Raw genomic sequence first — 25,988 nt, 5'->3', positions numbered from 1 at the left:
CAGCCCGCTCCGTAGGCCTTGTCACCGCGCCTTTCCGCCCTACGGTCGGACCATGGCCGAAAAACCCCTCTCCTCCCCGCCCCCGACCTCCCTGGCCCGCGCCGAGCGATTCGTCTGGCTGACGGCCCGCGTCCTCGAACAGCGCCGGTTCGCCTACCACTTCCTGCGCGGTGGCGCGGACCAGGTGGAAACGGCGCTCGCGGCGTACCTCAACGAGGACGGCGGCTACGGCCACGCGCTCGAACCCGATCTGCGCGGACCCGTCAGCCAGCCCCTGCACACCGCGCAGGCGCTGCGGGTGCTCGACTCCATCGGCCGCTGCGGCGGGCTGCGCGTGGAGCGGATCTGCCGGTACCTGACGGAGGTGTCCACCCACGAGGGCGCCCTCCCGGCGATCCACCCCTCGCAGCGCCCGTATCCGTCCGCGCCGTTCGTGCCGGTCGTCGACTCCCCGCCGAGCGCGCTGCTCACGACCGGCCCCGTGGTCGGGCTGCTGCACCGCAACCAGGTGTGGCACGCGTGGCTGTTCCGGGCGACCGAGTTCTGCTGGTCGGCCGTGGAGTCGCTGGAGAAGACCCATCCGTACGAGGTCGAGGCCGCCGTCGCCTTCTTGGATGGGGCCCCGGACCGCTCGCGCGCGGAGGCGGCGGCCGACCGTCTCGGACGCCTGGTGCGCGAGCAGCGGCTCGCCGTCCTCGACCCCGACCGGCAGGAGGAGTATCCGGTGGCCGAGGGCTACGCGCCCGGGGAACTGCACTTCCCGCACGACTACGCGCGCGTGCCGGACTCGCTGGCCGCGCGCTGGTTCACGGACGAGGAGATGGCCCGGTCCCTCGACCGGCTCGCGGCCGACCAGGAGGAGGACGGCGGCTGGCCGATCCGCTGGCGCGCCTGGGCCCCCGGCTCGGCCCTGGAATCGCGGCCGATCGTCACGGTCGAGGCCCTGCGCACCCTGCGCGCCCACGGTCGCGCCGTCGACTGACCAGGGGCCCGCTCCCCTGCCGGCGGCCTCACCAGCCCAGGGCCCGTACCCCCGCGGTGACGGCGACGGCGGCGCCCACGACGACCAGGAACGGTGCACGCAGCACGAGCGCGACGGCTGCCGCGGCGAGTCCGGCGGCGCGGGCGTCCAGGACGACGGCGTCGCCCGCGCCGAACGTCTGCTGCGCGGTGAGCGCGGCGAGCAGCGCGACGGGGAGCAGGGTGGCGAGGCGCTGGACGAGCGGCCGCTCCAGCGTTCCCGCGGGTACGATCAGGCCGAGCAGTTTGACCAGGTAGCACCCGACGGCGGTGAGGCCGATCGCGATCCAGACGTTCATCGGGAGTCCTTCTCTCGTCCGGCCGCCGTGGCCGCGCGGCGGCCCCGGGCCCAGAGCACGGCGGGCGCGGCGAGGGCCGCCGCGAGGACCGGGACACCGGCGGGCAGCACGGGCAGCAGTCCGAGGCCGAGGAGGACGGCGAGCCCGGCGGTGGCCCGCTCGGTCGCGGACTTCAGCATGGGGGCGAGCAGGGCGAGGAAGACGGCGGGACCGGCCGCGTCGAGCCCCCAGGCCGCGGTGTCGCCGATCGCCTCGGCGCCGAGCGCCCCGAGCAGGGTGGTCGCGTTCCACAGGACGTACAGCGTGAGTCCCGTGACGGTGAAGCCGATCCGGGCGGCCCGGCGGGACGGCTGGGCGAGGGCGACGGCCGTGGTCTCGTCGATCACCCAGTGGGCGGCCACCGGCCTGACGGCCCTGGGCAGGGCGAGGAGCTGGGAGAGCCGCAGTCCGTAGAAGGCGTTGCGGGTGCCCAGGAAGAAGGCCCCGGCGGCGGCCGTGAAGGGGTTGCCGCCCGCGGCGAGTGCTCCGACGAGGGCGAACTGCGAGGCGCCCGTGAAGACCAGCAGGCTCAGGACGCAGGTCTGGAGGACGCTGAGGCCGGAGCCCGCCGACGTCACGCCGAAGGCGAAGCCGGAGAGTCCGACGGCGACGCCGACACCGAGGGCGTCGCGGACGACGGCGGCGTCGGGTTTGGCCGGCGTGCCGTCGCGTATGACGGGGGGTGCTGTCTGTTCTGCCACGTCAGCGATGGTACGGCGGCGCCGGCGGCCCGGTCCTGTCCGTTTCCGGAGCGCGAGCGGCAGCGGATTCGCGCAGGTCCGGGCGGTTGTCAGTGCGTGGGTGCACGATGGGGGGCATGGTCAGGTCCGCGCTCGACTCGTTCTCCCCCGCGACCCGTGGTTGGTTCACCGGGGCCTTCACCGCGCCCACGGCGGCGCAGGAGGGTGCCTGGCGGGCCATCGGCGCGGGCTCCGACGTGCTCGTCGTCGCCCCGACCGGCTCGGGCAAGACACTGGCCGCCTTCCTCGCCTCCCTGGACCGACTCGCCTCCTCGCCCCCTCCGGCCGAGCCGAAGAAGCGCTGCCGCGTGCTGTACGTGTCACCGCTGAAGGCGCTCGCCGTGGACGTCGAGCGGAACCTTCGCTCGCCGCTGACCGGCATCCGGCAGGAGTCGGTGCGGCTAGGGCTGCCCGAGCCGGACGTGCGGGTCGGCATCCGTTCCGGTGACACGCCGGCCGCCGAGCGCCGGTCGCTCGCGACCCGGCCGCCGGACATCCTGATCACCACGCCCGAGTCGCTGTTCCTGATGCTCACCTCCGCCACCCGCGAGGCCCTGGCGGGCGTGGAGACGGTCATCCTGGACGAGGTCCACGCGGTCGCGAGCACCAAGCGGGGCGCGCATCTGGCCCTGTCCCTGGAGCGGCTCGACGAGCTGCTGCCCCGCCCCGCGCGCCGGATCGGCCTGTCGGCGACGGTCCGCCCGGTGGACGAGGTGGCCCGCTATCTGTCCCCGGGGCGCGCCGTGGAGATCGTCCAGCCGCCGTCGGGGAAGGAGTTCGACCTCTCCGTCGTCGTCCCCGTCGAGGACATGGGCGAGCTGGGCGGCTCCCCGGCCTCCGAGGGCAAGGACGGCGGCGACAAGCCGTCGATCTGGCCGCACGTCGAGGAGCGGATCGCCGATCTCGTCCAGGCGCACCGCTCCACGATCGTCTTCGCCAACTCCCGGCGTCTCGCCGAGCGCCTGTGCAACCGGCTCAACGAGATCGCGTACGAGCGGGCGACCGGCGAACCCCTTCCCGACACGGCCTCCCCGGCCGAGATCATGGCCCAGTCGGGGTCCGCGCAGGGGGTCCCCGCACTGCTCGCCCGCGCCCACCACGGCTCGGTGTCGAAGGAGCAGCGCGCCCAGGTGGAGGAGGACCTGAAGGCCGGCCGGCTGCCCGCCGTGGTGGCCACCTCCAGCCTGGAACTGGGCATCGACATGGGCGCCGTCGACCTCGTCGTGCAGGTCGAGTCGCCGCCGTCGGTCGCCTCCGGACTCCAGCGCGTGGGCCGCGCGGGGCATCAGGTGGGCGCGGTGTCGACGGGCGTCGTCTTCCCGAAGTACCGCGGCGACCTGGTGCAGGCCGCCGTGGTCACCGAGCGGATGCGCTCGGGGGCGATCGAGTCGATGCGGATCCCCGCCAATCCGCTGGACGTCCTGGCGCAGCAGCTCGTCGCCATCGTCGCGCTCGACACCTGGCAGGTGGACGACCTCCTCGCCCTGGTGCGCCGGGCGGCGCCCTTCTCCTCGCTGCCCGAGTCGGCGTTCACGGGCGTGCTCGACATGCTCGCGGGCCGCTACCCCTCGGACGCCTTCGCCGAGCTGCGCCCCCGCGTGGTCTGGGACCGGGTCGCCGGGACGGTCACGGGGCGGCCGGGCGCGCAGCGGCTCGCCGTCACCTCCGGCGGCACGATCCCCGACCGGGGCCTGTTCGGCGTGTTCCTCGCGGGCTCGGACCCCAAGAAGGGCGGGGGCAGGGTCGGAGAGCTCGACGAGGAGATGGTGTACGAGTCGCGGGTCGGCGACGTGTTCACGCTGGGCACCACCTCGTGGCGGATCGAGGACATCACCCGGGACCGAGTGCTCGTCTCCCCCGCGCCCGGCGTTCCGGGCAGGCTGCCGTTCTGGAAGGGCGACCAGCTGGGCCGCCCGCTCGAACTGGGCCGTGCCGTGGGGGCGTTCCTCCGCGAGGTCGGCGCACTCGCCGACGAGGACGCGCGACTGCGGCTGCTCGCCGCGGGCCTGGACGCCTGGGCCTCCGACAACGTCCTGGCGTACCTCAAGGAGCAGCGCGAGGCCTGCGGACACGTGCCGGACGACCGGACGATCCTGGTCGAGCGTTTCCGGGACGAGCTCGGGGACTGGCGGGTCGTCATCCACTCGCCGTTCGGTGCGCAGGTGCACGCCCCCTGGGCTCTCGCGCTCGGCGCGCGGCTCGCCGAGCGGTACGGCATGGACGCGCAGGTGATGCACGCGGACGACGGCATCGTGCTGCGCCTCCCGGACGCCGACCTGATGGGCCTGGACATGGGCCTGGACCTCCTCGACCACGAACCGGTCGACCCGAGCCGGCACCTGGACACGACGTACGACGCCGACAAGGCGCCCGTCGGCGCGGCCGACGCGCTCTTCGACAAGGGCGAGATCGGGCAGATCGTCACCGACCAGGTGGGCGGCTCCGCGCTGTTCGCGTCCCGTTTCCGCGAGTGCGCCGCGCGCGCCCTGCTGCTGCCCAAGCGGAACCCCGGCAAGCGCACCCCGCTCTGGCAGCAGCGGCAGCGCGCGGCCCAGCTCCTGCAGGTGGCGAGCGAGTTCGGCTCGTTCCCGATCGTCCTGGAAGCCGTCCGCGAGTGCCTCCAGGACGTCTTCGACCTCCCCGGTCTGACGGAGCTGATGGGGGACATCGAGGCCCGCCGGGTCCGCCTGGTCGAGGTCACCACCCAGGAGCCCTCCCCCTTCGCCCGCTCCCTGCTCTTCGGCTACGTGGCGCAGTTCCTGTACGAGGGCGACTCCCCGCTCGCCGAGCGGCGGGCGGCGGCGCTGTCCCTGGACTCGCGGCTGCTCGCGGAGCTGCTCGGCCAGGCGGAGCTGCGCGAGCTGCTCGACCCGGAGGTCCTGACCGAGCTGGAGCGGGAGCTCCAGTGGCTGACCGAGGACCGGCGGATCAAGGACGCGGAGGGCGTCGCCGACCTGCTGCGGGTCCTGGGCCCGCTCACCGACGCCGAGCTCGTCGAGCGCGGTGCCGAGGCCGGCTGGGCGCCCGACCTCGGGGCCGCGCGCCGCGCGATCCGGGTGCGGATCGGGGGCCGGGAGCACTGGTCGGCCATCGAGGACGCGGGCAGGCTCCGGGACGCCCTGGGCACGGCCCTGCCGGTCGGTGTGCCCGAGGCCTTCACCGAGCCGGTCAAGGACCCGCTCGGCGATCTGCTCGCGCGGTACGCGCGCACGCACGGCCCGTTCACCTCCTCCCAGGCCGCCGCCCGCTTCGGCCTCGGCGCGGCCGTCACCGACGGGGCACTCCAGCGGCTGGCCGCTTCCGGCCGGGTCGTCCAGGGCGAGTTCCATCCCTCCGGCATCGGCCAGGAGTGGTGCGACGCGACCGTCCTCCGCCGGCTGCGTCGTCGCTCCCTCGCGGCCCTGCGCCACGAGCTGGAGCCGGTGCCCCCGACGGCGCTCGCCACCTTCCTGCCGCAGTGGCAGCACCTGGGCAGCAACAGCCTGCGCGGCATCGACGGCCTCGCCCGCGCGATCGAGCAGCTCCAGGGCGCGGCCGTCCCGGCCTCGGCCCTGGAGAAGCTGATCCTGCCGTCGCGGGTCCGCGACTACACCCCGGCGCTTCTCGACGAGCTGACGACCACCGGCGAAGTCCTCTGGGCGGGCGCCGGGTCCCTGCCCGGGAAGGACGGCTGGGTGTCTCTGTACCTCGCGGACACGGCACCGCTGCTCCTGCCGCCGCCGCATCCGCTGGAGCTGTCCGCGGTGCACGAGTCGCTGCTGACGACCCTCTCCGGCGGGTACGGCCTGTTCTTCCGCCAGATCGCCGACCAGGTCCGGGCCACCACCCACCCGGACGCCACCGATCCCCAGCTCGCCGACGCCCTCTGGGACCTGGCCTGGTCGGGCCGGCTCACCAACGACACCCTGGCTCCGCTGCGCTCGCTCCTCGGCTCGGGCCGCACGGCCGGGTCCACCGCCCACCGCGCCCGGCGCACGGTCCCCCGCGGCCGGTACGGCACGCTGACGGCGGCCGCCCGCCCCGCATCCCGCACGGGCCCGCCCACGGTCTCGGGCCGATGGTCGCTGCTGCCCCCGCTCGAACCGGAGCCGACGCACCGGGCGCACGCCCTGGCGCGCACCCTCCTGGACCGGCACGGAGTGGTCACCCGGGGCGCGGTGGCCGCCGAGGGCGTGCAGGGAGGTTTCTCGGCCACGTACCGCATCCTGGCCGCCTTCGAGGACAGCGGCCAGGCCCGCCGCGGCTATGTCGTGGAGGGGCTCGGCGCGGCCCAGTTCGCGATGGACGGGGCGGTGGACCGGCTGCGTGCCGCGGCGACCGCCCGCGACCGGGGCGTGGAGGCGGCGGCAGGCCCGCGCGCGCTGGTTTTGGCGGCGGCGGATCCCGCGAGCGCGTACGGGGCGGCCCTGTCCTGGCCGGAGCCGCCGACCGGCGCGGGGCACAAGCCGGGGCGCAAGGCCGGCGCACTGGTGGTTTTGGTCGACGGCGAGCTCACGCTGTACATGGAGCGCGGCGGCAAGACGCTCCTGTGCTGGCCGACCGAGCCGGACGACCCCGCCCTGACGGCGGCGGCGGAGGCGCTGGCCGCGTCCGCCCGCGCGGGCGCCCTGGGCACGGTCACGGTGGAACGGATCAACGGCACGACGTCCCTGACGTCCCCCCTGGCCCGCCCCCTGGAAGCGGCGGGCTTCCTGGCCACCCCGAGAGGCCTCCGCCTCCGCGCCTAGGTCGTGTCCGGCCCTGATCCAAACGAAAGACCCCAGGGCCTGCCCACCCCTCACGCCACACCCACAGACCACAACCGCCCCCACCCTCCCCTCCCGGGCATCATGGAACCGTGCCCGAAGGCGACACCATCTGGCAGACCGCCCGCCGTCTGCACACCGCGCTGGCCGGTCGGACCCTCACCCGCGCGGACCTCCGCGTGCCCAGGTTCGCCACGGCCGACCTCACCGGCCGGACGCTCCTCGACGTCACTCCGCGCGGCAAGCACCTCCTCGCCCGGATCGACGGCGGCCTCACCCTCCACTCGCATCTGCGGATGGACGGCGCATGGCGGGTGTACGCCACCGGGGAGCGCCCGCGCGGGGGCCCCGACCACCAGATCCGGGCGATCCTCGGAAACGAGGAGTCCACGGCGTACGGCTACCGGCTCCCGGTCCTGGAGCTGATCCGTACCGCGGAGGAGTCCCGTGTGGTGGGCCATCTCGGCCCGGATCTGCTCGGCCCCGACTGGGACCCCGAGGAGGCGGAGCGCCGACTGGCCGCCGACCCGGCCAGGTCGCTCGGCGAGGCCCTGCTCGACCAGCGGAACCTGGCCGGCATCGGCAACGTGTACAAGTCGGAGCTGGCCTTCCTCGCCGGCGTCACGCCCTGGCTGCCGGTCGGCGAGCTCGCCCCGGGCGTGCCCGCCCGCCTGGTCGTGACGGCCCGCCGCCTCCTGGAGGCGAACAAGGACCGCCCCGACCGGCGCACCACCACCACGCGCCGCCCCGGCACCCCTCTGCACGTCTACGGCCGCGCGGGGCATGCCTGTCTGCGCTGCGGCGCCCCGATCCGCAAGGCGGAACTCGGCGACCGGATCACGTACTGGTGCCCAGGCTGCCAGCACGGCCCCACCGACACGACGGACCCCATGCCCCCCGCCGACGACGGGAAGGGCAGCCGCGACCACCGTCCCGCCAATTGACGGGCCGTCAGATCCGGTCGTACCGTCCGGACATGACGACACTCCCCGCGTACGACCTCACCGGCCGCACCGCGTTCGTCACCGGCGCCGCGAGCGGCATCGGCCGCGCGACGGCCGTCCTCCTCGCCCAGGCCGGTGCCACCGTGCACTGCGCGGACCGGGACGAGGCAGGCCTCCTGGACACCGTGGCCATGACCGCGCGCGAGGGCGGTACCGCCCACCCGCACACCCTCGACGTCACCGACCGCACCGCCCTCGCCGCCGCCGTCCGCGCCGCGGGCCCCCTCCACGTCATGGCCGCGGTCGCCGGGATCATGCACACGAGTTCGGTCCTGGAGACCCGCGACGAGGACCTCGACCGCGTCCTCGCCGTCAATTTCAAGGGCGTGCTCTACGCGTGCCAGGAGGCGGCCCGCTCGATGATCGCCGCGGGCGTCCAGGGTTCCATCGTCACGATGGCCTCGGGCGCGATGGACACCCCGAGCCCCGGGCTGCTCTGCTACAGCGTCACCAAGGCGGCCGTGGTCCAGCTGACGAAGACGCTGGCGACGGAGGCCGGCCGGTACGGCATACGGGTCAACGCGGTCGCCCCGGGCTGGATCCGCACCCCCATGACGGACCGCCATGAGCCGGCCGCTCAGCAGCAGGCGGAAGCCGCGATGATCCGCCACTCGCCGCTGGGCCGGGTCGGAGAGGCACAGGACATCGCGCACGCGGTCCTGCACCTCGCGTCGGACGCCTCCGCGTTCACGACAGGCCAGATCCTGCGCCCCAACGGCGGCGTCGCGATGCCCTGGTGACGCGCCGCCCGAGCCCGCCCGGCCGCCGCGCCGCGGCGGCCACGTGCACCGGCAGCAGGCTCAGCCCCCAGCCCCCCGCGGCCACCGCACCCTCGACGGGACCGGTCTCCCCGGGCGCGAGGAGCAGGCGCAGCACCGCCCACCACCAGAGCCCCCCGGCCGCCAGCCCGATCGCGACCAGCGCGAGCGTCGCCGGCGTAACCCGTCGCCGTACCATGGCCGCCTCCTGCGGTCGACGCTAGACCGGCAGGATCACCCTGCGGGAGGGCGCACCGGAGGCAGACCCGGCGCGCACGGCCCAGTCGTGCGTCCCCCCACCATGGCACGGCACACCGGACCCCGGCATCTCAGACAATGAAGCCCAAAAGCAACAAAAGAGAGAACAAAGGAGATACAAGTCACCGAGAACGAAGAAAAGCCCCGGTCAGCGCCTCACCAAGAGGCACCGACCGGGGCTTCGCCCCACTTCGGTCAGGCGGCGACGACGTCCACCGCTTCCGCGGGCGCCTTGATGGTCACCCGCCCGGTGGGCACACCAGCCACCGACGTCACCGACACCGAGTTGAGCATCGGGCGCACCGGCGTCGGCACCGGTTCGCTCGCCCGTGCCGACTCGGCCAGTTCGGCCAGTGACAGTTCGTCGCTCACTTCACGCATGAGCTCGGACATCCGTACGTCCAGCGCGTCGCAGATCGCGGAGAGCAGCTCGGAGGAAGCCTCCTTCTGCCCCCGCTCCACCTCGGAGAGATAGCCGAGCGAGACTCGGGCGGACGAGGAGACTTCGCGCAGAGTACGGCCTTGGCGCTGGCGCTGCCGACGCAGCACGTCACCCAACAGGCGACGGAGCAGAATCATCGGTGGCTCCCTCCTCGGACCGCGTAGCCGCATCCTTCACGCCCCACCGTACCGCCTCGCGCTGCGGCCGTGCGGGGAGCGATGTCGTGTTCACTCAGGGCTGCAAACATCAATTCCCCCCGTTGTGTTCCGTATCCTGTGCCCGCGCATTTCCCGAGAGTTCCTCAAGGAGCAGTTCCAGCACGCTCCGTACACTCTCTCTACGGATTTCCGCACGGGCGCCGTTCAACCTCAACGAGACCACTTTCCCCGCGCCGGCGCCTGTCGCGGCCGGTCCCGCGACCGCCACGTAGACGGTCCCGACCGCCTGTCCGTCCTGCGGGTCGGGCCCCGCCACCCCGGTCGTCGACATCCCCCAGTCGGCGCCGAGCCGGTCCCGTACACCGGCCGCCATCTGCAGCGCGACCTCCGGGTCAACCGCCCCGCGCTCCGCGAGGAGGCCCCCGTCGACGCCGAGCAGCTCCCGCTTGAGGGCCGTGGCGTAGGCCGTGACGGACCCCCGGAAGGCGGCCGAGGCTCCCGGCACACCGGTCAGCTCGGCGGCCACCAGACCACCCGTGAGCGACTCGGCGACGGCCAGCGTGTGACCACGCTCCGCCAGCAGTGCCAGCACCCGGGCGGCCTCGGTCATCGCGTCGCCGTCTCCGACCGCGCCGCGCGCTCCTCGGCGAGCCCCTGGCGGCGCAGCACGACCGCCTGTCGTACGTAGTCCAGCCCGGTGACGACCGTCAGCACGACGGCCACCGCCATCACCCAGAAGCGCAGGGTGGCCAGGGGGCCGGTGAGCATCAGCACGTACATGCCGACCGCCGTGCCCTGGGCCAGCGTCTTCATCTTGCCGCCGCGGCTGGCGGGGATGATCCCGTGCCGGATCACCCAGAACCGCATCAGGGTGATCCCCAGTTCACGGGCCAGGATGACCCCGGTGACCCACCAGGGCAGGTCCCCGAGGACGGACAGGGAGATGAGTCCGGCCGCCATGATCGCCTTGTCGGCGATCGGGTCGGCGATCTTCCCGAAGTCCGTGACCAGATTGTACGCACGGGCGAGGTGCCCGTCGAAGACGTCCGTGATCATGGCGACGGCGAACGCCGCCCATGCCCAGGCGCGCCAGGCGGGGTCGTGGCCGCCGTCCTGGAAGAGCAGCAGCACGAACCCCGGCACGAGTACCAGCCGGATCATGGTGAGGATGTTCGCGATGTTCCACAGGCTGGCCTGGTTGACGGCCGCCGCGCCCAGCTTGCCGCGGGGCGCCGGCCTCCCGGTCTCGCCCGTCGCGGATGCCGGGACTCCGGTCATCTGCCCGCCTCCTCGAAAAGACACTCGGCCACCAGGTCGACGCCTTCCGTGCCGACGACCTTCGCACTGACCATACGGCCCGGGGCCAGGTCGGGGCTCGCACCGTCGGCCGTGGTGAGGAGCACCTGCCCATCGGTCTCGGGGGCCTGGTGGGCGGCGCGGCCGATCACGCCGTCCTCCTCGTCCACGGATTCCACCAGTACCTCCAGGGTCTCTCCGATCCGCTCCTCCGCGCGCTGCGCGGTGAGCTCCTCGGCGAGCCGGGAGAGGTGGGCGAGCCGGGCGTCGACGACGTCCTGGTCGAGCTTGTGCTCGTACGTGGCGGCCTCGGTGCCGTCCTCGTCGGAGTAGCCGAAGACGCCGATGGCGTCGAGCCGGGCGTGGGTGACGAAGCGTTCCAGCTCGGCGAAGTCCGCTTCGGTCTCGCCGGGGAAGCCGACGATGAAGTTGGAGCGGGCACCGGCCGTGGGGGCCTTGGAGCGGATGGTCTCCAGGAGCTCCAGGAATCGGTCGGTGTCGCCGAAGCGGCGCATGGCCCGCAGCACGTCCGGGGCGCTGTGCTGGAAGGACAGGTCGAAGTAGGGCACGACCTTCTCGGTCGACGTGAGGACGTCGATCAGGCCGGGGCGCATCTCGGCGGGCTGGAGGTAGCTGACGCGGACGCGCTCGATGCCGTCCACGGCGGCCAGCTCGGGCAGCAGACTCTCCAGGAGCCGGATGTCGCCGAGGTCCTTGCCGTAGGAGGTGTTGTTCTCGGAGACCAGCATGACCTCCTTCACCCCCTGCTCGGCGAGCCAGCGCGTCTCGTTCAGGACGTCCGAGGGGCGGCGCGAGACGAAGGAGCCGCGGAAGGAGGGGATGGCGCAGAAGGAGCAGCGGCGGTCGCAGCCGGAGGCCAGCTTCACGGAGGCGACGGGGCTGCTGTCCAGACGGCGCCTGAGGGGTGCGCGCGGCCCGGAGGCGGGCGCGACGCCCTCGGGAAGGTCGGCGGGGGCCTCGGGAGCGTCCACGGAGCCGTGTCCCGGCAGGGCCACGGCCGCGGCGGCCTCCTGGCGCTCCACGGGCGAGAGCGGCAGCAGCTTGCGCCGGTCACGCGGGGTGTGGGCCTCGACGCTGCCACCGTTGAGGATGGTCTGGAGGCGGTTGGAGATGTCGGCGTAGTCGTCGAAGCCGAGGACGCCGTCGGCCTCCGGAAGGGCCTCGGCGAGTTCCTTGCCGTACCGCTCGGCCATACAGCCGACGGCGACCACGGCCTGGGTCTTGCCGTGGTCCTTCAGATCATTGGCTTCGAGCAGGGCGTCGACGGAGTCCTTCTTGGCGGCCTCGACGAATCCGCAGGTGTTGACGACGGCGACGTCCGCTTCTTCGGCGTTCTCGACGAGCTCCCAGCCGTCCGCTGCCAAGCGGCCTGCGAGCTCCTCCGAGTCCACCTCGTTACGGGCGCAGCCAAGAGTGACAAGGGCGACGGTACGGCGTTCGGGCATGGACTCAAGACTACTTCGTCCCGGCCGTTCCCCCGTCGCGCAGGGTTCACCTGCGCGACAGAGGTCACATCGGGGCCGGGATCACGGGGCTCAGCCCGCCTCGGGGTCGCCCTTGGTGTAGGTCAGCCGCTCGACCTGGCCGGATTCGAACTTGTCCGCGATCTTCTTGCCGTTCACGTGGAGCTCGATCGCGCCGGCGTTGCCGAGCACCAGGTCGATGCGCTCGTCGTCCTGGAAGGTCTTCGACTCGCCCTCGAGGAGGAGGCCGTCGAAGAGCAGCTTGCCGTCGTGGCCCTTGGCCGAGATCCAGCTCTTGTCGTCGATCGCGGAGAGCTTGACCGTCACCTTGTCCTGCGGGACGGCGGCGATGGCGCTCTCGGTCGGCTTCGGGGCGGGCTTGACGGGCGTGGGCTTGGCGGCGGAGGGGGCCTTCTCCGGTGCGGGCGCCGGGCCGCCGTCGGCGGTGGTGGTGCCCTTCGGAGCCTCGTTGCCGTTGAACATCGTGAAGCCGACGAAACCGACGACGGCGACGATGGCCGCGACCATCGCGGCGGTCCAGTTGGGCCGGCGCGGCTCGGGGCGGATGCGTTCCGCCTCGAACAGCGGGGCGGCGGGGGTGGGCGCGGGACGACCACCGTGCTCGGCGTCGTACTGCTCGATCAGCGCGGCCGGATCGAGGCCGACGGCGCGCGCGAGGGTACGGATGTGCCCGCGGGCGTAGACGTCGCCGCCGCACCGCGAGAAGTCGTCCTCCTCGATGGCGTGCACGATCGGGATCCGGACACGGGTGGAGGCACTGACCTCTTCGACGGTGAGACCGGCGGCGATGCGGGTCTGCTGGAGAGCGCGACCGATCGAGTCCCGGTCGTCTGCCGGGAAGGTCCGGTCGTCTTCGGGGGAGTTGCCGATGGACACGAGAGCGCCTTTCGAGCGTGTAGCCACCTGCTGGACGTTCAGTCTATGGGTGGTACGAAAGGGTGGGGCAACCGGGCGGGTGCTGTTTGTACGCCATGAGGATGGGACATCCTTCTGTCCCTCCCTCCAACTTGACGTACGGCCAGGGGAAACGGTTGCCCTCCGTTCCCTTACGAGTGAGTCTCGGCCCGGTCTCGATCGCGTACCCCGCCACCTCGCGCCCACTCCGGAATCCGCCGCCGCTCCCCGGCCGCTCCCCTCCGCTCCCCCGCTATTCGCCCGAATGCGACTCCCCGCGGATGACGGCGAGCACGCCGTCCAACTCGTCGGGCTTGACGAGCACGTCACGTGCCTTCGAGCCCTCGCTCGGCCCGACGATGTTCCGGGACTCCATCAGGTCCATCAGCCGGCCGGCCTTCGCGAAGCCGACGCGCAGCTTCCGCTGGAGCATCGACGTGGAGCCGAACTGGGTGGAGACGACGAGTTCGGCGGCCTGGCACAGCAGATCGAGGTCGTCGCCGATGTCCTCGTCGATCTCCTTGCGCTGCTTGGTGCCGACGGTGACGTCCTCCCGGAAGACCGGGGTCATCTGGTCCTTGCAGTGCTGTACGACGGCCGCGACCTCGGCCTCGGTGACGAAGGCGCCCTGCATGCGGACGGGCTTGTTGGCACCCATCGGCAGGAACAGACCGTCACCCTTTCCGATGAGCTTCTCGGCGCCGGGCTGGTCGAGGATGACGCGGCTGTCGGCGAGCGAGGAGGTCGCGAAGGCGAGCCGGGACGGCACGTTCGCCTTGATGAGACCGGTGACGACGTCCACGGACGGCCGCTGGGTGGCGAGCACCAGGTGGATGCCGGCGGCGCGCGCGAGCTGCGTGATGCGCACGATCGAGTCCTCGACGTCCCGGGGCGCCACCATCATCAGGTCGGCGAGCTCGTCGACGATGACGAGCAGGTACGGATACGGGTTGAGCTCCCGTTCGCTGCCCTCGGGCAGCTTGATCTTGCCGTCCCGGATCGCCTGGTTGAAGTCGTCGATGTGCCGGTAGCCGAAGGCGGCCAGGTCGTCGTAGCGGAGGTCCATCTCCTTCACCACCCACTGGAGGGCCTCGGCGGCCCGCTTGGGGTTGGTGATGATCGGGGTGATCAGGTGCGGGATGCCCTCGTACGCGGTGAGCTCGACCCGCTTGGGGTCGACCAGGACCATCCGGACGTCCTCCGGGGTCGCCCTTATCATGATCGAGGTGATCAGGCAGTTGATGCACGAGGACTTGCCGGAGCCGGTGGCGCCCGCCACCAGCACGTGCGGCATCTTCGCCAGGTTGGCCATCTCGTAGCCGCCCTCGACGTTCTTGCCGAGCGCCACCAGCATCGGATGGTCGTCCTCCGCCGCGGCGGCGAGCCGCAGCACGTCCCCGAGGTTGACCATCTCCCGGTCGCTGTTCGGGATCTCGATGCCGACCGCGGACTTGCCGGGGATCGGCGAGATGATCCGCACGTCGGGGGAGGCGACGGCGTAGGCGATGTTCTTGGTCAGGGCCGTGATCTTCTCGACCTTCACGGCGGGCCCGAGCTCGACCTCGTACCGGGTGACCGTCGGCCCCCGGGTGAAGCCGGTGACGGCCGCGTCGACCTTGAACTCGGTGAAGACGTTGGTCAGCGCGTCCACCACGGCGTCGTTGGCGGCACTGCGCGTCTTGCCCGGCCCGCCCCGCTCCAACAGGTCGAGCGACGGCAGCGCGTACGTGATGTCGCCGGACAGCTGGAGCTGCTCGGCGCGGGGCGGCAGATCGGTCGGCTCGGGCGCGGGCTTGGTCAGATCCGGTACGCCTCCGCCGGGCCGCTGGTCCCCACCACGGGCCGGCGGCACGGGAGCGGCCCCCGCCCCCGCTTCCCCCACCTCCCCGGCACTCTTCGCGGCGGCCTTCGCGGCCTTCCGCTCGGCGGTCACGTCCCTGGTCAGGTCGGCGACGATCGGCGAGGGCGGCATGCCGTTGAGCACCGCGCCGTCGAGCGCGGCGGCGGCCGCCGCGGCGACGTCCACCGGGTCGAGACCGAGGTCGAAGTCGGGCCGCTCGGAGGGGCGTCGCGCCGCACGCCCGCGCCGCTCCAGCATCTCCTCCTCGGCCCGGTCCACGTCGTACGGCTGCGCCGGACCGGCCGCGCGGCGCCGGACGGGCCGGGGCCGCGGCCGCGCCTCCCGCCACTCCTCGTCGTACCCCTCGTACCCCTCCTGTCCCTCGCCGCGCTCCTCCGCCGGGTCGTACGCGGGTTCGACGATGCCGAGCCTGGCGCCGAGGGCGCGCAACCGCTGCGGGATCGCGTTGACGGGGGTGGCGGTGACGACGAGCAGCCCGAAGATCGTGAGCAGCACCAGCATGGGTACGGCCAGGACCTCGCCCATCATGAAGACGAGCGGCTGGGACGCGGCCCAGCCGATCAGGCCACCGGCGTCCTGCATGGCCTCGCTGCCGTCCCCGCGCCCCGGCGAGCCGCAGGCGATGTGGACCTGGCCGAGGACGCCGATGACGAGCGCGGACAGACCGATGCTGATCCGGCCGTTGGCCTCGGGCTTCTCCGGATAGAGGATCAGCCGCACACCGATCGCGCCCAGGAGCAGCGGCACGAGCAGATCGAGCCGGCCGAAGGACCCGGTCACCAGCATCTCGACGAGATCGCCGACGGGCCCGCGGAGGTTGGACCAGGTGCCCGCCGCGACGATCAGCGCGAGACCGAGGAGCAGCAGCGCGAGCCCGTCCTTGCGGTGGGCCGGGTCGAGGCCCTTGGCGCCACGCCCTATCCCCCGGAACATCGCCCCCACCGCATGGGCGAGACCGAGCCAGGCACCGCGGGCGAGCCGGTACACACCCCCGGTGGGGGACGGCGCGGGACGGGGCGGGGCCTTCTTCGCCGCCGTCTTCCGCGCGGGCGCCCGCTTGGCGGGCGCGGCCTTCTTGGCCGGTGCCTTCTTCGCGGGCGGCTTGACGGGGGGCTTCGCGGGGGCCGCTTTCTTCGCGGCGCCCGTCGTACGGCCGGCGCGCGGCTTTGCGGTGCCCGCCGTGCCCTGGGAACCCTTGCCGGACGTACGTGAAGCCATGGTGCCGAGGTTACCGGTGTGAGGACCGGCTGTCCGCCTCACCCGTTCGTGTCGCCCTTGCGGAGGCGCCGAGCTGACGCCGCATCACGGCGGATCGCGCCGCCGCGACGCCTCGGTGACGGCGGGTCAGCTCTGGGCCGGCAGCGTCGGCGCGGTGCCGGTGCCGGGCTCCAGCGCGTCCAGGGCCCGGCGCAGCCCGGTGAGCTTGCGCTCCAGATGCGCGGCGGTGGCGACGGCCGCCGCGTCGGCGGAGTCGTCGTCGAGCTGCTTGGACAGCGCCTCCGCCTGCTCCTCGACCGCCGCGAGCCGGGCGGAGAGCTCGGCGAGCAGACCGGCGGACTCCTTGCCGTGACCGCCCTCGCCGCCCTCCAACTGCAGCCGCAGCAGAGCGGCCTGCTCGCGCAGCTTGCAGTTCTTCATGTACAGCTCGACGAAGACGGAGACCTTGGCGCGCAGCACCCACGGGTCGAACGGCTTCGAGATGTAGTCGACCGCCCCGGCCGCGTACCCACGGAAAGTGTGGTGGGGTCCGTGGTTGATGGCGGTGAGGAAGATGATCGGGATGTCCCGGGTCCGCTCCCGCCGCTTGATGTGCGCGGCGGTCTCGAAACCGTCCATCCCCGGCATCTGGACGTCGAGCAGGATGACCGCGAAGTCGTCCGTCAACAGCGCCTTGAGCGCTTCCTCCCCGGACGATGCCCGCACCAGCGTCTGATCGAGCGCGGAGAGAATGGCCTCCAGCGCCAGCAGATTCTCCGGCCGGTCATCGACCAGGAGGATCTTGGCCTTCTGCACCATGCCCCGTCCTCCTCGTCCCGGCAACGGCTCCCCCCGGCTCCCCGAACCAGGAGAAGCACCGGGCGCCGCCCCAGAAGACGACTCCCTAACGCCGTCCGTCCTTGTGCCGGTCATCGTAGCCGCACCCCGCCCGTCGCCACACCCTGTCACCGCGATGTCACTGTGCACGTACCTGAAACGCGGTGGGAGACCAGAAGGTTCCCCGTATCCAGGGCCCTCACACCCTCTTGGCGACAGTCCGTCAGCGAGGAGCCGGGGCCCGCGCGGCGCTGCCCGCGGGCCCCCGGAGCGGAGTCACTCCCCCCGCATCCACTGCTCCATCACCGACAACAGATGATCCGGATCGACCGGCTTGGTCACGTAGTCCGACGCCCCGGACTCGATCGCCTTCTCCCGGTCGCCCTTCATGGCCTTCGCCGTCAGCGCGATGATCGGCAGCCCCGCGAACTGCGGCATGCGCCGGATCGCGGTCGTCGTCGCGTACCCGTCCATCTCGGGCATCATGATGTCCATCAGGACGATCGACGCGTCGTCGTGCTGCTCCAGGACCTCGATGCCCTCCCGCCCGTTCTCCGCGTAGAGCACCGCGAGCCCGTGCTGCTCCAGGACGCTCGTGAGCGCGAAGACGTTACGGATGTCGTCGTCGACGATGAGCACCTTCTCCCCGGAGAAGGAGAAGGTGCGGCGCGGCTCCGCCTCCTGCTCCGCCCGCTCGGCCGCCGCCTGCTGACCGTTCTGCCCCGGCACCGCCATCCGCGCCCCGGTCGCCTCCGCCGCGGCCTTCCGCCGGTGCCGGAACAGCGCCCCGGCCCCCGACCGCGCCTCCGTCCGCACGGGCGGCGGCGGGAAGTGCGGGAAGGGGTGGACGGCCCCGTCCGCCTCGGCCTCGGCACCCTGCGGATCGTCGGCGTCCTGCGTCCCCTGCCCGTAGGCACCCGCCGGCAGCTCCGTCGGACTCAGCGGCAGATAGAGCGTGAACGTCGAACCCCGGCCCGGCTCGCTCGCCGCGAAGATCTCGCCGCCGAGCAGCCGCGCGATCTCCCTGCTGATGGAGAGCCCGAGACCCGTACCGCCGTACTTCCGGCTGGTCGTTCCGTCGGCCTGCTTGAACGCCTCGAAGATGACCCGCATCTTGCTCGCGGCGATCCCGATCCCGGTGTCGGTCACCGAGAAGGCGATCAGGTCCGCCTCCGGGTCCCGCAGCGAGCCGGCCTCCAGGAGCTGCTCCCGGATCGACTGCGGCACGTCCGCCCCGGACGGCCGGATCACCAGTTCCACCGCGCCCGTGTCGGTGAACTTGACCGCGTTGGACAGCAGGTTGCGCAGCACCTGCAGCAGCCGCTGCTCGTCGGTGTGGAGCGTGGCCGGCAGCTCGGGCGAGACTCGTACCGAGAAGTCGAGCCCCTTCTCCGCCGTGAGCGGCCGGAAGGTCGCCTCCACGTAGTCGACGAGCTGGACGAGGGCGATCCGCGTCGGCGAGACGTCCATCTTGCCCGCCTCGACCTTGGACAGGTCGAGGATGTCGTTGATCAGCTGGAGCAGGTCGGACCCGGCTCCGTGGATGGTCTCGGCGAACTCGACCTGCTTCGGCGTCAGGTTCGTCTCGGCGTTGTCCGCGAGCAACTTGGCCAGGATGAGGAGCGAGTTGAGCGGGGTGCGCAGCTCGTGCGACATGTTCGCCAGGAACTCGGACTTGTAGCGCATGGAGACGGCGAGCTGCTCGGCCCGCTCCTCCAGGACCTGCCGGGCCTCCTCGATCTCGGTGTTCTTCACCTCGATGTCGCGGTTCTGCCGGGCGAGCAGCTCGGCCTTCTCCTCCAGCTCCAGGTTGGAGCCCTGGAGTTCCTTCTGCCGGTGCTCCAGCTCGGCCGAGCGCTCCTTGAGCTGCGAGGTGAGCTCCTGCGACTGCTGGAGCAGCACCTCGGTCTTGGTGTTGACGCTGATGGTGTTGACGGTGGTCGCGATGAGCTCGGCGATCTGGTTGAGGAAGTCCCGCTGGATCTGCGTGAACGGCTGGAACGAGGCCAGCTCGATCACCCCGAGGACCTTGCCCTCGAAGAGCACCGGAAGCACGATCACGTGCGCGGGCGAGGCCTCCCCGAGACCCGAGGAGATCTTCAGATAGCCCGGCGGCACGTTGACCTGGATGGTCCGCTTCTCCTCGGCGGCCGTACCGATGAGCGTCTCCCCGGGCCGGAACGAGGTCGGCATGGAACCGGTGGAGTACCCGTAACTCCCGCGCATCCGCAGCTCGTACGAGCCGTCGCCCTCACCGACGAGTTCGGCGTCGCTGTGGGCGGAGCCCGTCGGCATGGCCACGAAGAAGGCGCCGTGCTGGGCCGAGACCACCGGCGTCAGCTCGCTCATGATGAGCGAGGCCACGTCGTCGAGGTCCCGCCGGCCCTGCATGAGGCCGGAGATGCGGGCCAGGTTGCTCTTGAGCCAGTCCTGCTCGTCGTTGGCGAGGGTGGTGTCGCGCAGGTTGGAGATCATCGTGTTGATGTTGTCCTGAAGCGCCTGGATCTCGCCGGCCGCGTCCACACCGTCGATCTTGACGTTGAGGTCGCCGCGGGTCACCGCGGTGGCGACGGCCGCGATGGCCCGCACCTGCCGGGTGAGGTTCCCGGCCATCTCGTTCACGGACTCGGTGAGGTCGCTCCAGGTGCCCTCCACGTCCCGGACCCGCGCCTGGCCGCCGAGCTGCCCGTCGGTGCCCACCTCGCGGGCCACGCGGGTGACCTCCTCGGCGAAGTTCGACAGCTGGTCGACCATCGTGTTGATGGTGTTCTTCAGCTCCTGGATCTCACCGCGCGCGTCGATGTCGATCTTCTTGGTGAGATCGCCCTTGGCGATGGCGGTGGTGACGGCCGCGATCTGCCTCACCTGGCCGGTGAGGTTGTCGGCCATCGAGTTCACCGACTCGGTCAGGTCCTTCCAGGTGCCGGAGACGCCCGGCACCCGCGCCTGACCGCCCAGTTCGCCCTCGGTACCCACCTCGCGGGCCACCCGGGTGACCTCGTCGGCGAACGAGGACAGGGTCGTCACCATGGTGTTGACGGTCTCGGCGAGCTCGGCGACCTCGCCCCGCGCCTCGACCGTCACCTTCTTCGTCAGATCGCCGTTGGCGACGGCCGCGGAGACCCGGGAGATGTTCCGCACCTGACTGGTCAGGTTGTTGGCCATCAGGTTGACGTTGTCGCTGAGGTCCTTCCAGGTGCCGGTGACTCCCCGCACCCGGGCCTGACCGCCGAGGATGCCCTCCGTGCCCACCTCGCGGGCCACGCGGGTGACCTCGTCCGCGAAGTTCGACAGCTGGTCGACCATCGTGTTGACGGTCGTCACCAGCTCCAGGATCTCGCCCCGGGCGTCGACCGTGATCTTCTTCGACAGATCGCCCTTGGCGACGGCCGTCGTGACCTCGGCGATGTTCCGCACCTGGATGGTGAGGTTGTTCGCCATGAAGTTCACCGACTGGGTCAGGTCCTTCCAGGTGCCGGAGACCCCCTGCACCTCGGCCTGACCGCCCAGGATGCCCTCGGTACCCACCTCTCGGGCGACCCGGGTCACCTGCTCGGCGAAGTTCGACAGCTGGTCCACCATCGTGTTGAGGGTGTTCTTCAGCTCGAGGATCTCGCCGCGCGCGTCCACGTCGATCTTCTGCGACAGGTCACCGCGGGCGACCGCGGTGGCGACCTGCGCGATGTTGCGCACCTGGGTGGTGAGGTTCCCGGCCATGCCGTTCACCGAGTCGGTCAGGTCACGCCACACCCCGGCCACGCCGGGCACCTGCGCCTGACCACCGAGCCGCCCGTCCGTGCCCACCTCGCGGGCCACCCGGGTCACCTGCTCGGCGAAGGCGGAGAGCTGGTCGACCATCGTGTTGATGGTGTTCTTCAGCTCAAGGATCTCGCCGCGCGCGTCCACGTCGATCTTCTGCGACAGGTCGCCCCGCGCGACGGCCGTCGTCACCTGCGCGATCTGCCGCACCTGCGAGGTCAGGTTGCCGGCCATGAAGTTCACCGAGTCGGTGAGCTCCCGCCAGCGCCCGGAGACGCCGTCCACCCGCGCCTGACCGCCCAGCCGGCCCTCGGTGCCCACGTCGCGGGCCATCCGGGTCACCTGGTCCGCGAAGGACGACAGCTGCGACACCATCGTGTTGACGGTGTTCTTCAGCTCCAGCATCTCGCCGGCCACGTCCACGGTGACCTTCTGCGACAGGTCGCCGTTGGCCACCGCCGTCGTCACCTGCGCGATGTCCCGCACCTGACCGGTCAGGTTGCGGAAGGCCGTGTTCACCGAGTCCGTGAGGTCCTTCCACGTCCCCGCCGCCCCCGGCACCTCGGCCTGACCGCCGAGCAGACCCTCGACACCGACCTCGCGGGCCACCCGGGTCACCTCGGAACCGAACGCGGACAGCTGGTCCACCATCGTGTTGACGGTGTTCTTCAGCTCCAGCATCTCGCCGGCCACGTCGACCGTGACCTTCTGCGACAGGTCACCGTTGGCCACCGCCGTCGTCACCTGCGCGATGTCCCGCACCTGCGTGGTGATGTTCCGGAAGACCGTGTTGACGGAGTCCGTGAGGTCCTTCCACGTCCCCGCGGCCCCCGGCACCTGCGCCTGACCACCGAGCAGACCCTGCGCACCGACCTCGCCGGACACCCGGGTCACCTCGTCGGCGAACGTCCGCAGCGTCTTGGTCATCTGGTTGATCGTGTCCGCCAGCTGCGCGATCTCCCCGCGCGCCGACACCCGCACCTTCTGCGACAGGTCACCGTTGGCGACCGCCGTCGTCACCTCGGCGATGCCCCGCACCTGGTTGGTCAGGTTGCCGGCCATCGTGTTGACGGAGTCCGTGAGGTCCTTCCACACACCGGCGACCCCGGCCACCTCGGCCTGACCGCCGAGCTCCCCCTCCGTACCCACCTCACGGGCGACGCGGGTCACCTCGGAGGAGAACGACGACAGCTGGTCCACCATCCGGTTGACGGTGTTCTTCAGCTCCAGCATCTCGCCGGCGACGTTCGCCGTGACCTTCTGCGACAGGTCGCCGTCCGCGACCGCCGTCGTCACCAGGGCGATGTCCCGCACCTGTGCCGTCAGCCGGTTCGCCATCGTGTTGACCGAGTCCGTGAGGTCCTTCCACGAACCGGACACCCCACGCACCTGCGCCTGCCCGCCCAGCTTGCCGTCGGTACCCACCTCGACGGCGACCCGCGTCACCTCCGAGGCGAACACCGACAGCTGGTCGACCAGGTTGTTGGCGGTACGAGCGACCTTCAGGAACTCGCCGCGCAGTGGCCTCACGGCCCCGTCGGCACCCTCCGAACGCAGGTCCATCCGCTGGTCCAGATCGCCCTCGGCCACCGCCGAGAGCACCCGGCCCACCTCGGAGACCGGCCGGGCCAGATCGTCGACGAGCGCGTTCGCGGCCTCGATCGCCGCCGCCCACGCCCCCTCACTGGCCCCCGCCTCCAGGCGCTCGGACAGCTTGCCCTCGCGCCCCACCACGCGGCGGACCCGCGACAGCTCGCCCGTCACATGCATCTGCCGGTCCGCGACCTCGTTGAACACGGCGGAGATCTCCGCCATGACCCCGTCGCCCGAGACCGTGAGCCGCCTGCGGAGGTTCCCGTCCCGCATCGACACCAGAGCGCCCAGAAGCCGCTCCAACGCCGCAGCGTCGACCTGCACCGTCCCCCCACGGGAACGCCCGCCCCTCGCGCGCGTACCGCTGCCTCCGCCGCGCCGCGCCGCCGTGCCAGGTTCCACCGTGTCCCTCCCGAAAGGGGTCGACCGTACCGCTCCGGCTTCCACCGGTAGCCTGCCCAGTGTTTCACCGCCACCCAACCAGGCGATAACAGTTCGGCAGCTTCGCACAGCGTCCCTACCCCCGGGGGACGGAATCACCACGACCGGCATCCGCGCGCACCGAGAAGGTAAGTAACCTGGCTTCCGGCTGTCCAGCCGCCCCGGTCCGCCCGGCAGGGGCGGTGTGGTGTGCGCACGACCACCGGGCAGCGGGAGGGACAGACCGAGCATGGCAGAGCCGGGCGTCGAGACGCGTACGAGGAGTGCTGTGATCACCGCGCGGGCGACTGCCAGCTTCGAGCCCGTCGGGCGGTCCGTCGCGGCCGCCCGCGCCTTCGTCCGGGACACCCTCCAGGGCTGGGGACACCCCGAACTCGTCGACGACGCCGTCGTCCTCACCAGCGAGCTCGTCACCAACGCCGTCATCCACGCCGGCACCGCCGCCGACGTCCTCTGCCTCCGCGCCGAGGACAGCATCCGCGTCGAGGTCGCCGACCGCTATCCCGAACGCGAGATCCCCGTCCAGGGCGGCCGCTCGCTCGGCAGCCCCGACCGCGAGAACGGCCGGGGCCTGCTGCTCTGCGCCGCCCTCGCCCACCGCTGGGGCGTCGACTACACCCCCACCCGCAAGCACGTCTGGTTCCACCTCGACCTCGCCCAGCGCCCGGTCGGCACCCGCTCCGCGGGCCCTGTCCTCCCCGACGCGCTCCTCCCGGTCACCGACAGCCGCGTCCGCGTCGCCGTCGTGCAGATCGACCGCGGCGGAGCCGTCACCGCCTGGAACGAGCACGCCCAGGACCTCTTCGGGTACGACCCCGAGCAGGTCACCGGCAAGCCCCTCGGCGACCTCGCCGCCTGGCCTCACACCCCCGGCATCGGCACCGGCCTCGCCGAGGCGCTGCGCCTCTCCCGCTGGGAGGGCAGCTACGGCATCCGCTGCGCCGACGGCCGCGTCATCCCCGTCTACGCCGCGCACCTCCGGGTCCGCGACGCCCAGGGCGAACCCTCCACCGTCTGCCTCCTGGTACGCGAGCACGAACGGGCCGTCCTCCAGACCCCGCACCGCCCCGCCGCCGAGGGCTCCGAGGGCCGCACCGCCGACCCCTTCGAGGTCTTCATCGGCTCCCCCGCCCCCGACGACCTCGACGGACTCCTCCAGCGCACGGTCGAACGCGCCCGCGACATGCTCGACGGCGACGCCGCCTTCCTGCTCCTCGCCACCGACGACGAGACGGAGCTGGAGGTACGGGCGACCACCGGCCTCCCGGCCGCCCGCCAGCGCTTCGCCCGCGTCCCCGTCGAGACCGGCGCCAGCCGTTACGGCTCCGCCCGGATGCCCGCGGTCCACGAGGACCTGGCCGCGGTCCCGGGCGCCGTCCCGCTCCTCGAAGGCACCGGCATGCGCTCGGTCGTCACCGTCCCCCTCAAGGTCGAGGGCCGGCTCACCGGCTCCCTCGGCGTGGCCGCCGAGGCCGCGAACCGCTACTCCAACGAGGAGGCCCTCCGCCTCCAGTTCGCGGCCGACCGCATCGCCCTCGCCGTCGAGTCCGCCCGTCTCGGCGAGCTCGAACGCCTCCGCAGAGGCTCCCTCAGCTTCCTCGTCGAGGCCTCCGACCTCCTCGCCGGCACCCTGGACCGCGATCAGACGCTGGCCCTGATGGCCCAGATGACGGTCCCGACCCTCGCCACGTGGTGCGCGGTCTACACGATCGCCGACCAGTCCTCCGACCCGTACCTCTCGTACGTGCTGCACGAGGACGAGGACCGCATCGACGGCCTGAAGGACCTACTCTCCTCGATCTCGCCGCCCGACCCGGTGCCGACGCCGGGCGCCCGCGTCTGGGCGGCACCGGCCGACGCAGCCCACCGTGCCGCGCTGACCGCCTCGGTCCGCGCCCTCGACCACCCCACGAGCCCGCTCTCCTCCGGCATCGACACCACGCTGGCCACCGCGAGCACGGTCGCCGGCGAGACGGTCGTGCTGCCCCTGGTCGCCCGCAACCGTGTCATCGGCATGCTGACGCTCGGCCGGCCCTCGGACGACCACTTCCGCCAGGAGATCCTGGAGCTCGCCGAGGACCTCTCGCGCCGGGCCGCCCTGGCCCTGGACAACGCCCGCCTCTACTCGGAGCGCATGGCGATCAGCCAGTCCCTCCAGCGCAGCCTCCTGCCGCCCGGCCTCCCGGTGATCCCCGGTGTCGAGGTCGACGTCATCTACCGCGCGGCCGGCGAGGGCAACGAGGTCGGGGGCGACTTCTACGACCTCTTCCCGATCCGTGACGGCGTCTACGGCTTCGCCATCGGCGACGTCTGCGGTACGGGCCCGGAGGCCGCCGCGGTCACCGGTCTGGCCCGCCACGCACTGCGCCTCCTGGCCCGCGAGGGCTTCGGCGGCCCGGCCGTCCTGGAACGGCTGAACGCGGCGATCCTCGACGAGGGCGCCCGCAGCCGCTTCCTGACCCTCCTCTACGGCGAGATGCTCCCGCAGGAGGACGGCTCCGCGATCCTCAAGGTCGTCTGCGCGGGTCACCCGCTCCCTCTCCGTCTCCGTCCGGACGGCACGGTCAGCCCCGCGGCCGAACCGCAGCCGCTCCTCGGCGTCATGGAGGACCTGGAGCTGTACGAGCAGAAGATCACGCTCGACCCCGGCGACGTCCTTCTCTGTGTCACGGACGGCGTGACGGAACGCCGCGAGGGCACCCGCATGCTGGGCGACGACGGCCTGGCCGAAGTCCTCAAGACGTGCACGGGTCTGACGGCCGGCGCGGTCGCCTCCCGGGTCCTCCGAGCCGTGGAGCGCTTCGCCCAGGCCCCGGCCTCCGACGACATGGCCATCCTGGCGATGCGTCTGCGCGAACCGGACCCCCGCTGACGACACCGGCGGTCCCCGAAAGGGGACCGCCGGCCCGGCACACTCCTGGAAACGCAAAAAGGCCCCCGCCACGAGGCGGGGGCCTTTCTACTTTGAGCCCTTTAACGGAATCGAACCGTTGACCTTCTCCTTACCATGGAGACGCTCTACCGACTGAGCTAAAAGGGCGGGTGTTCGGCGGCGTCCTACTCTCCCACAGGGTCCCCCCTGCAGTACCATCGGCGCTGAAAGGCTTAGCTTCCGGGTTCGGAATGTAACCGGGCGTTTCCC

16 protein-coding genes, 1 tRNA gene and 1 rRNA gene are annotated in these 25,988 nt (G+C 72.1%); 5 read left to right on the top strand and 13 right to left on the bottom strand.

Going from position 1 to position 25,988, the window contains the following annotated elements; genetic code table 11:
- Positions 1–52 precede the first annotated feature (52 nt).
- Positions 53–982 carry a hypothetical protein gene (locus IO20_RS0110105; RefSeq protein ID WP_030548064.1) on the top strand — a complete coding sequence of 310 codons (930 nt, stop codon included), beginning with the start codon at positions 53–55 and terminating at the stop codon, positions 980–982.
- Between the two features lie 28 nt (positions 983–1,010).
- On the opposite strand, the gene IO20_RS0110100 is transcribed toward IO20_RS0110105, so the two are convergent.
- Together IO20_RS0110100 and IO20_RS0110095 are read right to left on the bottom strand one after the other, a co-directional pair.
- A complete protein-coding gene (locus IO20_RS0110100) occupies positions 1,011–1,319 on the bottom strand; it encodes an AzlD domain-containing protein (RefSeq protein WP_030548062.1) in 309 nt (102 codons plus the stop codon).
- Positions 1,316–2,059 (bottom strand): AzlC family ABC transporter permease, encoded by a 744-nt coding sequence (locus IO20_RS0110095; protein ID WP_030548060.1) that lies wholly within the window; start codon positions 2,057–2,059, stop codon positions 1,316–1,318. The genes IO20_RS0110100 and IO20_RS0110095 overlap by 4 nt, the downstream gene beginning before the upstream one ends.
- Positions 2,060–2,175: 116 nt before the next feature.
- Here IO20_RS0110095 and IO20_RS0110090 point away from each other — a divergent pair, with 116 nt between their 5' ends.
- From IO20_RS0110090 to IO20_RS0110080, 3 genes are all read left to right on the top strand, one after another.
- The gene (locus IO20_RS0110090) at positions 2,176–6,825 is read left to right on the top strand and encodes an Lhr family ATP-dependent helicase (protein ID WP_030548058.1); all 4,650 of its coding nucleotides are present in this window, start codon (positions 2,176–2,178) and stop codon (positions 6,823–6,825) included.
- A 110-nt stretch (positions 6,826–6,935) separates the two neighbouring features.
- Positions 6,936–7,787 carry an Fpg/Nei family DNA glycosylase gene (locus IO20_RS0110085; protein WP_030548056.1) on the top strand — a complete coding sequence of 284 codons (852 nt, stop codon included), beginning with the start codon at positions 6,936–6,938 and terminating at the stop codon, positions 7,785–7,787.
- Between the two features lie 32 nt (positions 7,788–7,819).
- Positions 7,820–8,587: an SDR family NAD(P)-dependent oxidoreductase gene (locus IO20_RS0110080; RefSeq protein ID WP_030548054.1), complete on the top strand. Its 768-nt coding sequence runs from the start codon at positions 7,820–7,822 to the stop codon at positions 8,585–8,587.
- On the opposite strand, the gene IO20_RS41260 is transcribed toward IO20_RS0110080, so the two are convergent.
- The 9 genes from IO20_RS41260 to IO20_RS0110040 form a co-directional block, all read right to left on the bottom strand.
- Positions 8,535–8,804 (bottom strand): hypothetical protein, encoded by a 270-nt coding sequence (locus IO20_RS41260; protein WP_078945908.1) that lies wholly within the window; start codon positions 8,802–8,804, stop codon positions 8,535–8,537. The genes IO20_RS0110080 and IO20_RS41260 overlap by 53 nt on opposite strands.
- Before the next feature lie 254 nt (positions 8,805–9,058).
- On the bottom strand, positions 9,059–9,442 hold the full coding sequence (locus tag IO20_RS0110075; protein WP_030217612.1) for a helix-turn-helix domain-containing protein: 384 nt from the start codon (positions 9,440–9,442) through the stop codon (positions 9,059–9,061).
- 109 nt (positions 9,443–9,551) lie between these two features.
- Entirely contained in the window at positions 9,552–10,073 is a 522-nt protein-coding gene (locus IO20_RS0110070; protein WP_030548052.1) for a CinA family protein, read from the bottom strand.
- Positions 10,070–10,741 (bottom strand): CDP-diacylglycerol--glycerol-3-phosphate 3-phosphatidyltransferase, encoded by a 672-nt coding sequence (gene pgsA / locus IO20_RS0110065; RefSeq protein WP_030548050.1) that lies wholly within the window; start codon positions 10,739–10,741, stop codon positions 10,070–10,072. Before pgsA ends, IO20_RS0110070 begins: the two co-directional genes overlap by 4 nt.
- Positions 10,738–12,225 (bottom strand): 30S ribosomal protein S12 methylthiotransferase RimO, encoded by a 1,488-nt coding sequence (gene rimO / locus IO20_RS0110060; protein ID WP_030548048.1) that lies wholly within the window; start codon positions 12,223–12,225, stop codon positions 10,738–10,740. The genes pgsA and rimO overlap by 4 nt, the downstream gene beginning before the upstream one ends.
- A 90-nt stretch (positions 12,226–12,315) precedes the next feature.
- Positions 12,316–13,140 carry a helix-turn-helix domain-containing protein gene (locus IO20_RS0110055; RefSeq protein ID WP_030548046.1) on the bottom strand — a complete coding sequence of 275 codons (825 nt, stop codon included), beginning with the start codon at positions 13,138–13,140 and terminating at the stop codon, positions 12,316–12,318.
- Between the two features lie 271 nt (positions 13,141–13,411).
- On the bottom strand, positions 13,412–16,237 hold the full coding sequence (locus IO20_RS0110050; RefSeq protein ID WP_051874340.1) for a DNA translocase FtsK: 2,826 nt from the start codon (positions 16,235–16,237) through the stop codon (positions 13,412–13,414).
- Positions 16,238–16,363: 126 nt separating this feature from the next.
- Positions 16,364–17,035 carry a response regulator gene (locus tag IO20_RS0110045; RefSeq protein ID WP_030548042.1) on the bottom strand — a complete coding sequence of 224 codons (672 nt, stop codon included), beginning with the start codon at positions 17,033–17,035 and terminating at the stop codon, positions 16,364–16,366.
- A gap of 294 nt (positions 17,036–17,329) precedes the next feature.
- On the bottom strand, positions 17,330–22,807 hold the full coding sequence (locus IO20_RS0110040) for a HAMP domain-containing protein (protein ID WP_078945907.1): 5,478 nt from the start codon (positions 22,805–22,807) through the stop codon (positions 17,330–17,332).
- A 268-nt stretch (positions 22,808–23,075) separates the two neighbouring features.
- Here IO20_RS0110040 and IO20_RS0110035 point away from each other — a divergent pair, with 268 nt between their 5' ends.
- Complete coding sequence (locus IO20_RS0110035; protein WP_037635119.1) at positions 23,076–25,718, top strand: SpoIIE family protein phosphatase; 2,643 nt, start codon at positions 23,076–23,078, stop codon at positions 25,716–25,718.
- Positions 25,719–25,813: 95 nt separating this feature from the next.
- Here IO20_RS0110035 and IO20_RS0110030 read toward each other — a convergent pair.
- Positions 25,814–25,886, bottom strand: a tRNA-Thr gene (locus IO20_RS0110030).
- 4 nt (positions 25,887–25,890) lie between these two features.
- Positions 25,891–25,988, bottom strand: a 5S ribosomal RNA gene (rrf, locus tag IO20_RS37505); the annotation flags it as partial.

Origin of the sequence: Streptomyces exfoliatus, assembly GCF_000725545.1 — a bacterium.
GTDB classification, from domain to species: Bacteria; Actinomycetota; Actinomycetes; order Streptomycetales; family Streptomycetaceae; genus Streptomyces; species Streptomyces exfoliatus.
Note: the sequence above shows the minus strand (reverse complement) of the source record. Positions and strands in the feature narration are given on the sequence as shown.